The 14,800-nt window shown below is 42.0% G+C and carries 13 protein-coding genes; all 13 read right to left on the bottom strand.

The features are described from left to right. Positions 1-328: 328 nt before the first annotated feature. The 13 genes from ACWB0I_RS16205 to ACWB0I_RS16145 all read right to left on the bottom strand — a co-directional run bounded on the left by ACWB0I_RS16205 (position 329) and on the right by ACWB0I_RS16145 (position 14,731). Entirely contained in the window at positions 329-1,582 is a 1,254-nt protein-coding gene (locus ACWB0I_RS16205; RefSeq protein ID WP_479389123.1) for a 3-deoxy-D-manno-octulosonic acid transferase, read from the bottom strand. A gap of 1 nt (position 1,583) precedes the next feature. After that, positions 1,584-2,597 (bottom strand): lipopolysaccharide heptosyltransferase II, encoded by a 1,014-nt coding sequence (gene waaF, locus ACWB0I_RS16200; protein WP_479389122.1) that lies wholly within the window; start codon positions 2,595-2,597, stop codon positions 1,584-1,586. Between the two features lie 3 nt (positions 2,598-2,600). Next, on the bottom strand, positions 2,601-3,575 hold the full coding sequence (locus ACWB0I_RS16195; protein ID WP_479389121.1) for a polyprenyl synthetase family protein: 975 nt from the start codon (positions 3,573-3,575) through the stop codon (positions 2,601-2,603). Between the two features lie 75 nt (positions 3,576-3,650). After that, a complete protein-coding gene (gene tatC / locus ACWB0I_RS16190) occupies positions 3,651-4,400 on the bottom strand; it encodes a twin-arginine translocase subunit TatC (protein WP_479389120.1) in 750 nt (249 codons plus the stop codon). A 63-nt stretch (positions 4,401-4,463) separates the two neighbouring features. Beyond that, positions 4,464-5,756 (bottom strand): serine hydroxymethyltransferase, encoded by a 1,293-nt coding sequence (gene glyA / locus ACWB0I_RS16185; RefSeq protein ID WP_479389119.1) that lies wholly within the window; start codon positions 5,754-5,756, stop codon positions 4,464-4,466. Positions 5,757-5,771: 15 nt separating this feature from the next. After that, positions 5,772-6,212, bottom strand: coding sequence for a ribose 5-phosphate isomerase B (rpiB, locus tag ACWB0I_RS16180; protein WP_479389118.1), 441 nt, complete (start codon positions 6,210-6,212; stop codon positions 5,772-5,774). 11 nt (positions 6,213-6,223) lie between these two features. Continuing rightward, complete coding sequence (locus ACWB0I_RS16175) at positions 6,224-7,504, bottom strand: tetratricopeptide repeat protein (RefSeq protein WP_479389117.1); 1,281 nt, start codon at positions 7,502-7,504, stop codon at positions 6,224-6,226. A 24-nt stretch (positions 7,505-7,528) separates the two neighbouring features. Further along, a complete protein-coding gene (locus ACWB0I_RS16170) occupies positions 7,529-8,686 on the bottom strand; it encodes a hypothetical protein (RefSeq protein WP_479389116.1) in 1,158 nt (385 codons plus the stop codon). Positions 8,687-8,728: 42 nt separating this feature from the next. After that, on the bottom strand, positions 8,729-9,967 hold the full coding sequence (locus ACWB0I_RS16165) for a hypothetical protein (RefSeq protein ID WP_479389115.1): 1,239 nt from the start codon (positions 9,965-9,967) through the stop codon (positions 8,729-8,731). Positions 9,968-10,026: 59 nt separating this feature from the next. Then, entirely contained in the window at positions 10,027-10,614 is a 588-nt protein-coding gene (locus tag ACWB0I_RS16160) for a D-glycero-alpha-D-manno-heptose-1,7-bisphosphate 7-phosphatase (RefSeq protein ID WP_479389114.1), read from the bottom strand. A 91-nt stretch (positions 10,615-10,705) separates the two neighbouring features. Further along, on the bottom strand, positions 10,706-12,193 hold the full coding sequence (glgA, locus tag ACWB0I_RS16155) for a glycogen synthase GlgA (RefSeq protein ID WP_479389113.1): 1,488 nt from the start codon (positions 12,191-12,193) through the stop codon (positions 10,706-10,708). A gap of 109 nt (positions 12,194-12,302) precedes the next feature. Further along, a complete protein-coding gene (locus tag ACWB0I_RS16150) occupies positions 12,303-13,589 on the bottom strand; it encodes a cation:proton antiporter (RefSeq protein ID WP_479389112.1) in 1,287 nt (428 codons plus the stop codon). Beyond that, the gene (locus ACWB0I_RS16145) at positions 13,586-14,731 is read right to left on the bottom strand and encodes a cation:proton antiporter (protein WP_479389111.1); all 1,146 of its coding nucleotides are present in this window, start codon (positions 14,729-14,731) and stop codon (positions 13,586-13,588) included. The genes ACWB0I_RS16150 and ACWB0I_RS16145 overlap by 4 nt, the downstream gene beginning before the upstream one ends. Positions 14,732-14,800 lie beyond the last annotated feature (69 nt).

Below are 14,800 nucleotides of genomic sequence, written 5' to 3'. Positions count from 1 at the left end.
TTGGAAGTCTTTTCGGTTCGTTAGCAAATTTGATTGCATACAAGTTTTACGTTACGAATGAAGGCACGAAAAATTCTGCTATGTTCACAGCGCAATTCCTTTTCATTGGCTATATAGCATTCTTTCTGTCAATTGGGTTGTATTTCTTTTTGTATAAAATGCAAGGCTTATAATGGACCAATCAAGGGCTAAAACAAAATAAGGTATTAAATATCGAGCGTATGTAAGACCAGACCAGCAAATTGCGAATAGCGCGCGCTCCGATATTAAAAATACAGGTAGTATTACATTATTTTACCCATCTGCTTGCCTGAATCTCCCTTTTCCTTCAAATCACCCCCTCCCAGGCCTTTAATATACGTTCCGTAGCGCCGGTTTTGCGTTGTACATAGTCGGCCGTCCTGTGGCCCATCTGGCGGACAAAGGCTGCATCATTCATCAATTTTTGCATTATAGTTAAAAAATCGTTTTTGTCTTTTATCACCAGCGCCCCTCCGTTTTGCACCAGGTCTAATGCTTCAAACGAATTGTGATGCACCGGCCCGAACATAACCGGAATGCCGTAAACCGCAGCCTCCATCACGTTGTGGATACCCTGCTTAAAACTGCCGCCCACATAGGCAAAGCGCGCATATTTGTAAAGATCGGCCAGAACGCCCACCACATCCACCACCAGCGCCCGCGTTTCGCTTGACAAGGCGTGATCCGTGTACCTGGCCACGCCAGAGGCTTCAAAAAACTGGAGCAAACTACGCACAAAATGCGCCGAAGGCTGATGCGGTACGGCGATCACCTTCAAATCCAGATGGCTCTGCAGCAATGGCCCCAGACCTTCCTGTATTACCTTAAAATCTTCGGGCCAGATGCTGCCCAGCACCAGTACTTCGCCTTTGGCCCAGGCCGGATCGATCAAATCATGTTCCATGGCCTGCTCTTTGCGAATCAAAACCTGATCGAATTTGGTGTCACCCATGCACTGCACCGCATTCAATTTAAAATAACGGCGGAAACGCTGCGCATCCTCTTCACTGATGGTAAACACGCCATCCAGCGCTTGATACGCTTCCTGCAAAAAGAAGCGGTAAAGCGGATTCAATCTGGACGAGCCTTCGGCCAGCGAGGCATTGACCAAATAGATGGGAACGCCCCTTTTGGCAGCAGCCAGAACCATCGAGGCCCAGATATCGTGTTTGGAAATAATCAACATCTCAGGCGCCAATCTTTTAAACAATCTGTTCCACAAAGAAAACAGATCAAAGGGCAAATAGACATGCACCTCGTCCGGCCAGGTCTTTCTGGCATGTTCCATTCCCGAAGGCGAAAAAAAGGTAACCACGATCTTGAATTTTTGCCCCAGCCGAAAAATGAGCGGTCGAATGTGTTCGAACTCGCCCAGTGAAGCGGCGTGAATCATCAGGATGGGCTTTTCATCCGCAGTCAGTCGATTGAGTATGGAAATGGCCTGATAGCGTCCGGAAAGGGCCCTTTTAATCTTGTTATTAAACAGGCCGGCCAGATGAACCAGGAACAAAAGGAGAGGCATGATTAAAAATCTGTAAAGCGCTCTGGCGATTATTTTCATTTCACATCCATTGTTTTAAATGTTCAAACACCTGATCCGGTGTAATGGATTTTAAACATTTTAGATGCCCCAGAGGGCAGCGGTTTCGGCCAATGTGCGAGCAGGGGCGACACCACAACCCCCTGTTTTCCAGCACAATATTTTTAACGCGAAAGGGGAAAAAACCCAATTCCTGCACGGTCGAACCAAAGATCGCCAGCACCGGCGTGTTTACAGCAGCCGCCATGTGCATTAATCCGGAGTCGTTGGAAACCAGCCATTGCGCGCGGTTTAAAATAACAGCCGATTCCAGCAAACTCAAGCGGCCGGCCAGATTCATCACGCGCTTCGAGGTTTCCAGCGGTCGGAAGGAATCCTGCTCTGAAGCGCTGCCCAGCAACACAATCTTAAAATCGCTGTTTTGTTCGATTTTAAGGAGTAAAGAGCGAAAATATTCAATGGGCCACTGTTTGGTTTTAAATCCCGCGCCGGGCGCAAGGGCCACGAACCGTTCTTTCAACAGTTTGTATCCGACCTTTTTTTCCAGCCCTTTAATCTGGAAATCTTTCCAGTACAATTCCAGCCCGTGTTGATCGTCTTTAATGCCCAGAGGCTTACCTACAGTCAGATATTTTTGAGCAATAGAAACCTTTTCGTTGAACAAATTCAGTTTAAAATAGACCAGCAAAGCGCGCTTAATTTTGTTCTTTTTCATTCTGAAAATGTTTGCCGGCAGGAACAGAGTTACGATCCGGCTGCGCATATTGTTGTGCAAATCGAACACATAATCGTAGGCATTGCGTCGTAGCCGACTGCGCAATTGCAGCAAGCCCTTTAATCCTTTCGTTTCATCAAAGGCATAAAGGCGATTGATGTGCGGGTTGTACTGTATTAAATCGGCAAATTTCTTTTTGATTACAAAATCGATTTGCGCATCAGGGTAGGCCATGCGCGTCTGACGAATAAAAGCAGAGGTTAAAAGAATGTCGCCAATGGAACTGAAGCGGATGATCAATATTCTTTTCGTAGAACTCATGTCTCATTTTGCACGATTAATCGTAAAATCCACAAACGCTTCCATGGCTTTTTTCACCGGGCCATCGGAATAGGCCGCAATGCACTGTTTGGCTTTTTCGGAATACTCTTTCAGTTTGGCTTCTGCATATTGAATGCCGTTGTACTCCGCCACAAAATCCAGAATAAACTGCACATCCTGAGGGGAAACGCCTTTTTTAAGTCGGCGCTTAATATTGGAGATTTCTTTTCTTGAGGCCTGATTAAAGGCATGGATTAAAGGAAGCGTGATCTTTTTGTCTTTAAAATCATTGCCCACCGGCTTGCCCAAAATTTTCTGATGGCCGTAATAGTCCAGCAAATCGTCTTTAATCTGAAAGGCAATGCCCAAATTTTCACCAAAGTTTTTTAAATTTTCGTGATCGGTTTTGTCTTCAGAAACCGTAATGGCTCCCAGTTCCGATGCGGTTCCCATCAAAGCCGCGGTTTTGTTGGAAATGATGTCAAAGTATTCGTCTTCGGTAATTTTCAACTGGCGGGCTTTTTCGATTTGCATCAACTCCCCTTTGCTCAGGCGCTTGGAAGCCATGGCCAGCTTATTCATTACTTCCAGGCTTCCCGTTTTGGTGGCTCCAATCAAGCATTTGGAAAGCAAGTAATCGCCCATTAAAACAGCGATCTTATTTTTCCACAAGGCATTAATGGAAGGAAAGCCCCGCCGCACCAGGGAACTGTCCACCACATCGTCATGAACCAGTGAGGCTGTGTGTAACAGTTCTACAACCGAGGCCACCAGATAGGTTTCGTGCACAGGCTGCCCTACCAGCTTGGCCGACATCAAAACCAGCAGGGGCCTTAGTCCTTTTCCTTTATTCTTAACAATATACTTGGCAATGGTATCGATCAGAAACACATTGGATGACAAAATTTCCTTAAATACCCGCTCGAATTCCTGTAATTCCGGCGCTACCGCTTTTTTAATTTCCTTAAGAGAATTCATAAATGTTTTAAAGTCCCAATTAAATTTATTATTTAAAGATAGTTAAAATAAGAATATATTTTGTTTTAAGCAATATTAACTCTTTTCTTCCTGTTTAGATTTCCTGGCAAAAAAGTAACTGATCCAGATGGTCACTTCATACAATAGCAGGAGAGGGAGGGCCAACATGATTTGTGTCGTTGGATCCGGAGGCGTTAAAATGGCTGCTAAAACAAAAATGATGACAATGGCGTAACGGCGATATTTTCTTAAAAATTGCGGGGTTAAGAGCCCTAATTTGGTTAACAGCAGGCTTACAACGGGCAATTCAAAAACAACGCCAAACACCAGTACAATGCGCGCTACAAAACCAAAATAAAAATCCAGGGCAATATTGTTCTTAACGTTTTGCGGAACCAGGCTGAGGAAAAAATCAAGTGCAAAGGGAATGATCACAAAAAAGGCAAAGGCAGCGCCCACAAGAAAACTGATGGTGGCAAAAGTAATAACCGGGACGACATATTTACGTTCGTTTTCCAGCAAGCCGGGGGCCACAAAAGCCCAGATCTGGTAAAAAATGACCGGCAAGCTGAGCATGATTCCGGCAATAAGGGCCAGTTCCAGCTTGATGAGGAAAACAGTTTGTACTTTCAAAACTTGCAGCTGGAGCGGGTGTTTTAAATTCTTAGTCGTAATCAGTAGAAAATTAAGAATATGATCCGAAAAAATAAAACTGAAGATGGTAAAAACAACCACCGCAATAAGCGACTTAATAATACGCCATCTCAGTTCCTCGAGATGATCGAGGAACGGCATTTCTACTTCTTCGATTTTTTGCCTCTTCATGCCTTTTGTATGAAAAGGCCCCACGTTATTCACCGTGAGGCCCGGGTTTATTGCTCCCTAATGTTAAAGGGAATACATCTGGAAATGTTTATTTAACTCCCTGACTTCCTGCAACACCTTTTCTGCAACGCCTTTGTCGTCGATGTTGGAGAGAACACGATCGATTAATTCCGCAATGATTTTCATTTCGTTCTCCTTCATGCCCTTGGTGGTTAAAGCCGGCGTACCGATGCGTATTCCACTGGTGACAAAAGGACTTCGCGTATCGAAGGGCACCATGTTTTTGTTTACTGTAATGCCGGCGTCGTGTAAGGCATTTTCCGCTGCTTTGCCGGTAATATTTTTAGCTGTCAGGTCCACCAGAAAAACGTGATTGTCTGTTCCGCCGGAAACAATATCGTAGCCGCGTGCGATGAGTTCGTTAGCCAGGGTCTGAGCATTTTTAATGATTTGCGCGGCATATTCTTTAAATTCGGGTTTCAAGGCTTCGCCAAAAGCCACGGCTTTGGCCGCGATGATGTGCATTAATGGCCCGCCCTGAATACCAGGCATGACGTTGCTATCAATAATTTCGGACATCATTTTAACGCGACCTGATTTAGGAGCCACGATGCCCATTTTGTTTTCGGAATCTTTGCCCATCAAGATCATGCCACCGCGCGGCCCGCGCAATGTTTTGTGCGTGGTCGTTGTTACCACATCGCAGTAAGGAATTGGGCTGGGATGCAAACCGGCGGCGATTAAACCTGCAGGATGGGCAACATCAGCAAACAACACAGCTCCCACCTCATCGGCAATCTCTCTAAATTTGTCAAATTCATAAAAACGGGAATAGGCGCTGGCTCCAACGACGATCATTTTGGGTTTGTGTTCCCTGGCTTTTTCCGCCACCTCATCCATATCGATCCGCCCTGTTTCCTTATTCACGCCATAGGCTACAAAATTAAACAGCTTTCCAGAAAAATTAACCGGCGAACCATGGGTTAAATGGCCTCCATGCGCTAGATTCATTCCCAGAACCGTATCGCCTGGTTTTAAATAGGTAAAATAGACAGCCATATTGGCCTGAGAACCAGAGTGCGGTTGCACATTGGCGTACTCACAATTAAACAGTTTTTTAGCGCGGTCTCGAGCAACATCTTCGGCGATATCCACAAATTCGCAGCCGCCATAATAGCGATGCCCCGGGTAACCTTCGGCATATTTATTGGTCATCACCGAACCGGCCGCTTCCAGAACCGCCCTGGAAACAAAATTTTCTGAAGCGATCAGCTCCAGGGTGTTGTTCTGGCGATCCATTTCTTTTAATATGGCCTCAAATATTTCCGGATCCTGTTTTTTCAAATTTTCCAACATGACCTCTCCCTTAAATTAAAGCCCCGTTAATTGAGTAATTAACTTTAGTCTTCGTTCATGCCGGCCGCCTTCAAATGAGGTGTTCAACCACACGTCGACAATTTGTCTGGCCTGTTCTTCAGTCAGAATCCTTCCCCCCAGACACAGCACGTTGGCGTCGTTGTGCTGCCTGGAAAGTTTGGCCGTCTGTTTATCGTGAACCAGAGCCGCCCGAACCCCTTTAATCTTATTGGCCGTGATACTCATTCCAATGCCTGTTCCACAAATCAATATCCCCAGATCGACTTCTCCGTTGGCCACGGCCTGGCCCACCTTATAGGCAAACTCTGGGTAATCACAGGATTCTATTTTAAAGGTGCCGACATCTTTAAAATCAATGTCTTTAGCTTTTAAATATTCCTTTATCTCTTCTTTCAACACAAACCCAGCATGATCTGCGCCAATGGCTAATTTCACAACGCAATCTCCTAATCAATAATCCACTTGTAACACGGTGATTTAATCTTATCGTTTTTGTGCATAAAACGATCTTCCTGGGTAGGAATAAAAGGTTTTATGATTTCCTGTTTTTTACGCGATTTTGCGCGAAACGCCGGATCTTTCTCTGCTTTCTTATAGGCTTGTAAGGCTTTTTCATAAACCAATTTGTCTTCATAGGCCGTCTTTTTTCGTTTCAACTTTTCCTGGCAGTAAGGAACAGCGGCTTCGTAAAGCTCGCCAAGTGTAATGTAAGCCAGGCCATACCCTGGTTTAACAGACAGCGCCTTTTTGATCCAGTATTCGGCTTTAGAAAATTCATTTTCCAGTCGGTAATTGACTGAAATGCGCAGCATAATATCTGCATCTTTTGGGTCCAATTTTAAAATATGTTTGTAGTCTTCAATGGCTTTAAAGTTATCATTTAAGTTCTCGTAGGCTTCGGCCCGCAACAAATAGGCCGCTTTGCTGGGCTTCTTTTGAATCACTTTACTAATCGGTTCCAGGGCATCTTTGTAAGCACCGGAGCTCACAGCGACTTTGGCGTATTTCATCGCCAGGTCGATATTCTCCGGATCTTTTAAATAAGCTTCTTTTCTGATTTTTAAATCGGCTCCTTCACCATAAAAATGGTTCATGAACTGGGCCAGCCGTTCGCTCTCTTCCAGATTGTCCGGTTCTTTTTCTGTGACCTTTTTCTGAATATCAATGGCTTTTTCATCATCGGCTTTAAAATAGAGAAAAGCCAGAGTTTTTAAATAATTTACATTATTCGAATCGCTTTTAACCAATGCCTCAAAATGAGGAATTGCGCAACGGAATTTCCCCAGGCGATTTTGCAATGCTCCGGCATAGTAATGCAAGCGCACCATGTCCGGAAATTGCTTTAATCCACGATAGCAGATGATCAAGGTACTGTCTACTTTACCCTGTAAATAATAAATATCTGCAATTTTTCGCACAGCAGCCCGAGCATATTTTGTGCTGTCATGTAGATAAACATTCCATAAGTAGGGTAACGCTTCTTTATAGGATTGATTTTTGTAATACTCATATCCAAAGTTATAAATTAGACGAATATCCTGATTTAAAGGTTTATTGGCCAGGCTATCCCAGGGCGTCATTAAATTTTCAGGAATACAGTTTGTGGCCTCTTCTTCCTGTTCCACTCCTTCTTCCAACAACAGGTCTTGCGCCAACAAATTAAATGAAAAGCCCAGCATCAACACCAAAGCCAGGGCTATTTTCCAGAAATTTTGTTTAGCTCTCATGATACGTACCTCCATTAGCGTTTGCTAATCCTCAAATTTTACAAACCATATTTCGCTGGCGTTAATGGTAAATCCGAACTTGATAAATGTTTCTTCATATTGATTCTGTTGCAAATTGCCACGTTTACCCAACAAGAATAAAAAGTCAATTCTTGACTTAAACCGGGTAATCGGCATGGACAGCCCCAGAGTTAAGCCATATTCTTTAACTTCATTCCTGGCGCTGAGCACATTTTGTTGCCCGAAAAAAAAGCCGGCCCGATAATCCATTTTTTGGAAAAAATTGGTGAATAGCTTATGACTTTGTCTTCTCTCAATACCCAGGCCAAGGCGGTAATATTTGGCAAACAGATGATTCGGCGTTTGACCCTCTATTTTGTACCCCTTCTCCCAATCCTGATAAATGACATCGCTACCCACCGAAGTCCTTCGATTAAAATCATAGCGCAATCCCAGGCCAAGATAAGAGGGAATTTGCAAATCCTTCAGATTGCTCTGGTTCACTATGTTTGAGTTGGTTTCCGGTTTAATTTTGGCCCTTAAGGTAAAAGCCGGTCGATAAATCAGTCCAACAGAGACATTGGAAATGGGCCTGGAAAAGACACTTATTTCCATTCCATGGCCGTAGTACCAGTACTGATAAGAAAAGGTCAGTGGATAATCGCTCTCACTCATTTCCAGGCGGTAATCGCGGTCAATGCGACCAAAATTATATTCATAACCAAGGGCCACATTTAAAAAGCGGTTAAATGAATAGGATAGGTTTACTGTGCCTTTACTTAATCCTCCGCGCAGCAATAGGTGCTTTTTCACGCCCTGATCTTCTATTTCAAATCTCTGTTCCACATTGGAAAGCGGTTGCAGTCCCAGTCCCAATACCAGCTGTTTTTTTAAGATTGGAATGCCCAGGTAACCTCCCTGAAAATTAACATAATCATTGAAATAATCCGACTTTTGATGGTCTTTACTAAAGGCGGCTGAATAGCCCAGAGTGATGCCATAGGTCGGGTTGGCTATTTCGGGCCAGGCAGCAAAGTTCATAAAATTCAGACGCAGTGAATCGTGATGAGCTATTTCGTAACTGCGTCCCAGCCCGGAACCGGAGTAAAAAGGATGCAATACGCCTAATGAATAATCATTAATACCAAAAATACTCTCGCCAGCCAGCAATGAACCGGACATTGCCCAGAATATCCCTATTAATAAGATGCACTTTCTGATCATTTAATAACCTTCGCTTTTAACCAAATAATAAGAAACGTGTAAACGAATTCCGTTCTCTGTAAACGATTTTATCCTTCTGACGGCTAAATCCTGATACTCATTGGCAAACTGCAAGTAAAACCAGACAGAATCGTAGGTGCCATTCAAAAAGCCCTGAATATATCCTTTGCCAAAGCGCACCTGATCACCTTCATTGGCAAAATGAATTTTTGCCGTATCGCTGTAAACAGAATAGGAGTAATAGAGGTTGTCGGCAAATGTGGAATCTATCTCAATAGTAGAGCCATCGTCTGAAATGGAAGAGATCCACCGTAAATAAAAACTGTTGGGGTGATCTCCGTTTTTAAGACGATTTTCCAGAAAAGGATCGAAAAAATCCTGGTTGTTTAAATCAAATTCCATGTCTGCTTTGTAAATTAAACTATTGGGCGGCAGTTGCTTTAAAGCATTAAACTGCACCACAACCCGGCTGGCCAGTCCGGATGCGATGATCAGTTCTTTCTTCTCTCTGGCCATTTCAAAAATATTTTCCGGATTTTGAAGATCATAATCAAAGACCGTTGAGGCGATACCAATATTGGTGGTATCGTATTCCACCGTGGTATCCAGGATAGTTTTGTACACCAGTTTGGGCCAATTTTCCGGATCTTCTGAATAAAAATTGTGAAACTCCTGAATATACCCTAAATTATTATCCTGCGCTTTGATCAGCAACCCATAATTATCAGCGCCTGATTCCACCCATTGGTTAAACACATCCACGGCAATCGGAATGACCACCAGATCCGAATCCTGTGGCGACAGAGAAAGATTGTAAAAAGGCGTCGGTGCCTGGTAATCATGAAACTCCGGTAAGCTATTTAAAGAATCTGGCCAGGGCTCCTGCAGTTCACTCACCATTACGTTTAAAGGATTACCATTATCCGGAAAACTGAATTTAGGACTTAAAATAACAAAAATGGAATCGTAGCTGGCAGCTGAATCATTGGGCATGCGTGTGAATTTCATAAAAATTGACGCATTAAAGCCCTTAAAACTTCCCACACTCAGCACCGTGGAATTTTCTGTGTTGATGTAAGGATCAATTTGAAAAAAGGCCGTATCGGCATAAAAAGTGGTGTCAATAAAATCACCCAAACGATCCAGGGCCTTAAATTCCTGAGGCGGTTCAACCGAATTTAAGTTCTGGCAGGCCACAATCACGATCACACTGAAAAGTAACATTAAAATTTTTCTCATGTCGCACTTCATTCCTGTTAAAACATGCAAATATAAATATTCATCAAGCAACTGTCAATTTACGCATTTTCTATCCGTGAACAGTAATTAACAATAGTCTGTGCAGCCTGAAGCACATCATTAAGGATTAAATCGGGCTTGATCTTAAAACCTCCTTTTGTCTGCACATAATCTCCTTTACCATAGCCGCTTAACACATAAACCGCTTCAATGCCCAGATTTTTTGCCAGTTCAACATCAGAGCTACGATCACCGATGACCCAGGCTTTGCCTAATTTGATATTTAATTCCTGAATGGCTCTTTGCACCAATCCAGTTTTCGGCTTTCGGCAAACACAATCTTTTCGATAGGCTTCTACGCTGCCTTGAGGATGGTGCGGGCAATAATAAAGACCATCAATAAAAGCGTCCTGCTCAGCAAATTTCCGCATCATGTAGTCATTCATCTCCCGCAAGTCCTGTTCTGAAAAATAGCCTCTTGCTACCCCGGCCTGATTGGTAATCACAACCACCTTAAACCCCATGCTTTTAAAAAGTTTAATCGCCTCTATAGCCTCCGGTAGCGGCCGAATTCGACTGAAATGATTAATGTAACCCATCTCTTCTATTATTGTTCCGTCACGGTCCAAAAAGACAGTTTTATCCATTGCTTCCTTAAATACGTTCTCCTCAATCACCTAAAATGTAAAAATCGATGGTATTTTGAAACAAAATTGCAGGCAATCAATTTAAAGAGATTTAAAAATCATCTCCACTAATAACCCTGTCGTAAATATCCACATATCGTTTGGCCGAAATATCCCAGGAAAAATCCTCCTCCATGATGCGTTTTTGCAAGTCCATCCATTTTTCTTTGTTTTTAAAATATTCCAGTGCGCGCTTGATTGCTTTCAGCAAACTGGCGGAGGTGAGCTCTTCCATTACAAACCCGCTGCCCTCCCCGCTTTCTTCATCAATATCTTCAACGGAATCAAACAATCCGCCGACCGGCGAAACGATGGGCACAGTACCATAGCGCATGCTGTAAATCTGATTCAGCCCACAGGGTTCGTATTTTGAAGGCATTAAAAACATGTCGGAGCCTGCTTCGATCAGATGGGCCATTTTTTCATCAAAAGTAACGCTGACGCTCAACTTATCCGGATATTTCTTGGCGTAGGACAGCAAAGTTTCGGCAATCTCCCGCTCTCCATCGCCATGAATGACCAATTGTAAATCCAATTTCATTAAATCGTCCAGGATTTCCAACAACAGGTCAAAGCCTTTTAATTCCGTCAATTTTGAAATCATTCCGATTACAGGTACCGATTCATTAAAGCTCATACCCAGGCGCATTAACAGTGCTTTCTTGTTTTCGACCTTGGGTGTAAGATCGTCTTTAGAATATTTATATGGAATGTACTTGTCCTTTTCCGGAGACCAGACCGCGTAATCCACGCCATTCATGATGCCTTCAAATTTGTCTTCTTTTTGTTCTAAAATTTCTTTAAATCCAAAACCAATTTTATCGTCCGTTAAGATTTCATGAGCATAATTTTCGGAAACCGTTGTAATAAAATCCGAAAACAAAATGGCGGCCTTTGTTAAATTGAGCTTTCCATCTTTGTAAAACATGCCACCTTCTTTAACTTCACTTTTATCAAAGTCTATTTTTTCTGCCACATCTGCGTCGAACTCACCCTGGGTGGTTAAGTTATGGATTGTATAAATGGTTTTTACGCCTTTAAAAAATGGATCTCCCATGTAGAGGGTTTTCAAATAGACCGGCACAAAGGCTGTTTGCCAGTCATTGCAATGGATAATGTCCGGTTGCCAGGACAATTTTTTCAGTGTTTCGATGGCAGCTTTACAAAAGAAGGCATAACGGATCGCATTGTCCGGATAGGGTTCATTGGTTTTGGGATCATTGTAAATGCCCGGGCGATTAAAAAAATTGCCCACTTCAATAAAATAGACCTGAACTTTACTGTCCGGTAAAAAAGCCGATTTGACCGAAGCGATGGCGCTTTCAGAGCCCAAGGTCACAGGGATTTCTCTTAAACGGATTACCTCGCGCAGAACATATTTTCTTTCATTAATGGATTTGTATTTGGGTATCATCAAACGAACTTCTTGATTTAAATTTTTTAATGCCTTGGGTAATGCACTCGTAACGTCGGCTAAGCCTCCCGCTATGGCAAAAGGTGAAAGTTCACTAGCCAAATACAATAATTTAAATTGTTTCATCGTTCCCCCAACACTCTTGGAACCCTGGAAAATTAATATAACTTATTTATTTTGCTAAATTTAATCATTTTTCTAATTTTAATCAAAAATTATTTTCTGATTCACGGCCTTATGTAACGACTTCTTTGGCTTTTTCCAGAAGCAATTTAAAGAAAATCGGTCCTAAAAATTCATTGATGACCACCGTTGCAATCAACACAGAAACCAGCATTTTGCCTGTTTCACCGGGAATGGAGCGCTCAATGATGTTGGCTAAACCTATGGCAATACCGGCCTGACCGATAAAGCCCATCCAGGAGTAATGTTTAACCAGGCGGTCCTCTTTAAGCCATTTACCAGCTATATAATTACTTAAATACAGAAAAAACATTCTTAAAAGAATTAACATTAATGTGATCAAAAATGCACGTCTTATGGTCTGCAAGTGAAGACTGGCACCGGCAAAGGTAAAAAATATGATGTACAACGGTAAGGAAACTTTCTCTACACCTTTGATTAGCTCTTCTCCCTTATTGGAAAAATTTTCAACAACAATCCCCACCACCATGGAACTAATCAAGATTTCCAGCTCAAAAATGTGGCTCAGCTCAGTCAGCAAAACACCGCTTAGCAACAAAAACAACGCCTTTTCCATGTCTACGAACTTTAGAAACAATATGATCAAAAAACCAACAATTCCACCCAAAAAGATCGAACCGAAGATGAGCAAACCAGAATCCATCAGGCTTTGCAAGTTGAAAACAAATCCTTCAATTAGAAACGTTTTAGAATAGGTAATGGCCAGAGGAAAAATAATTACAACCGCCATGGCTTTTAATACCGTGAGTGCCAATACCAGGTCTGTAATTCTGCCTTTTGCCTTCAACTCAGTAATAATGCCCATCGTTGTTGCCGGCGATTTTGACAGAGCGGCCACAGAAAACAAAATTGAAAATCCGATTAAAACCTTTGGCTGACTGACAAACGGGCCGAGTAAAATTTTGGTCAATGGAAGCAAAACAATGAGTAAGCCAAAAAAAACCAGAAATATCTGATTCAACAGAATGGCGCCAATGGGTTTTATTTCCGGCTTTATCTTTGCATATTTCAGCTCTCCTCCGGCTGTAATGGCAATGAAGGACAGAGCTAAATTTTCAAAAAAGTGCAATTCTGTAAGCATGTGCTCTGAAAGAATGTTCAAAATTTCTGGCCCTACTAAAACTCCGGCAATCATGTAGCCCGTCAATCCTGGAAATTTTATTTTTTTTAATCCCCAGGCCAATAGAAAAGAAATTAAAAGCAATATCCCAAGAACAAACAAACTCTCCGACTTTTCAAAATGGGCATTGGTTGCAAAAAATTTTTTATAATAATAAGCGAAAAGAACCAAGAGGCTAAGAATGGTCATCTTTTTCATCGGACAACCAATTGGTTTTTTTTGATTGAATAAATGGAAACCAGATTTGTCAAAAAATAGATGATGACGATTACACTGACCAGATCAATTCTTAAGCCCGACAGATGGGCATCGAGCATGATGGCCATGGAAACCGAGCTTAATCCAAAAGTTTGAAAGCCCATCTTTTGCGAAAAGGACTTTAGCACCATTCTCTCTGACATTAAATTGGCCACCAGCACCATAACTAAAAGAAGAAGCGTAAGGAAAAGGACGTTTTTAAATTGAAACACAAGCCCGATAAAAAACATCAGAATAAAATTCAACGGTTTTTCCCATTCCTGCACTAAAAGATACAACCTTTTTGTGTTCACTCCTTTCAGGTTTGCGATGGTCAATCCTAACAACATGGTTAAAAATAACACGCTATTTTGTAATGTTTTTGAAACAGCAACAATGACCAGAATGATTGCCAGGACAATTAGCAGCTGAGCCTCAAACTGGCGCATTTCTCCAGCCAGAATTTTAAAAATCATGGAAAACGAAAGCACAATCAGATAGGCGCTCACCAGGAGCACAAAAGCATCTACTAAACGGTACTGTAAAAATTGAAAAGCAATAAACAAGATTCCAAGTGCGATTACTCCTAAAACATTGTCAAAAGCAGCTAAAAATTCTAAAAAATGTCCCAGCTTTATTGTAAATCGTTTTGTACGCACTAATAACCCTATAGTGATGGTAGAACTAATACTTCCGGCTACGGCCAATAATATGATTTCTATTATCGTTAAATCTAATATTTTCATATAATAAACTAAGAGAATGCCTGAGCTGATCAGAATACTATTCAAAAAAAAATAGAACAAGCCTTTGAAATAATATGTTTTCTGGAATCGGGCCATTTGTCTGAAGTTCAACTGTAAGCCAATTAAAAAACCGCTCCAACCCAGCACAAGACTAAAAACAAAATACGATCGGCCTATCAGCTCATGAGTAAACAGATTGAGTACATAGGGACTCAAAAGGATACCAAGCAGGAAATAAAAAAATCCTGAATAATTAAGAAAATTATGAAACAGATTATCAATGGGAATTTTGGGAAGGAGATACTTTCCCACTACCGCAAGCACAACCAAAAAGACCAATACTAAAACAAGATTCATACCTCAGATGCTTTCTGCAGAAGATTCATTGCATAAAATTAGAAAAATTCTGGTTACATTTAAAGCATT

Source organism: Caldithrix sp. (genome assembly GCF_056497305.1).
Note: the sequence above shows the minus strand (reverse complement) of the source record. Positions and strands in the feature narration are given on the sequence as shown.

Bases quoted from the DNA above. Each gene is read 5' to 3' on its own strand.
- ACWB0I_RS16205 (WP_479389123.1), bottom strand. From the start codon at position 1,582: ATGAAAATAATCGCCAGAGCGCTTTACAGATTTTTAATCATGCCTCTC.
- waaF (WP_479389122.1), bottom strand. From the start codon at position 2,597: ATGAGTTCTACGAAAAGAATATTGATCATCCGCTTCAGTTCCATTGGC.
- ACWB0I_RS16195 (WP_479389121.1), bottom strand. From the start codon at position 3,575: ATGAATTCTCTTAAGGAAATTAAAAAAGCGGTAGCGCCGGAATTACAG.
- tatC (WP_479389120.1), bottom strand. From the start codon at position 4,400: ATGAAGAGGCAAAAAATCGAAGAAGTAGAAATGCCGTTCCTCGATCAT.
- glyA (WP_479389119.1), bottom strand. From the start codon at position 5,756: ATGTTGGAAAATTTGAAAAAACAGGATCCGGAAATATTTGAGGCCATA.
- ACWB0I_RS16175 (WP_479389117.1), bottom strand. From the start codon at position 7,504: ATGAGAGCTAAACAAAATTTCTGGAAAATAGCCCTGGCTTTGGTGTTG.
- ACWB0I_RS16170 (WP_479389116.1), bottom strand. From the start codon at position 8,686: ATGTCCGGTTCATTGCTGGCTGGCGAGAGTATTTTTGGTATTAATGAT.
- ACWB0I_RS16165 (WP_479389115.1), bottom strand. From the start codon at position 9,967: ATGAGAAAAATTTTAATGTTACTTTTCAGTGTGATCGTGATTGTGGCC.
- ACWB0I_RS16160 (WP_479389114.1), bottom strand. From the start codon at position 10,614: ATGGATAAAACTGTCTTTTTGGACCGTGACGGAACAATAATAGAAGAG.
- glgA (WP_479389113.1), bottom strand. From the start codon at position 12,193: ATGAAACAATTTAAATTATTGTATTTGGCTAGTGAACTTTCACCTTTT.
- ACWB0I_RS16150 (WP_479389112.1), bottom strand. From the start codon at position 13,589: ATGAAAAAGATGACCATTCTTAGCCTCTTGGTTCTTTTCGCTTATTAT.
- ACWB0I_RS16145 (WP_479389111.1), bottom strand. From the start codon at position 14,731: ATGAATCTTGTTTTAGTATTGGTCTTTTTGGTTGTGCTTGCGGTAGTG.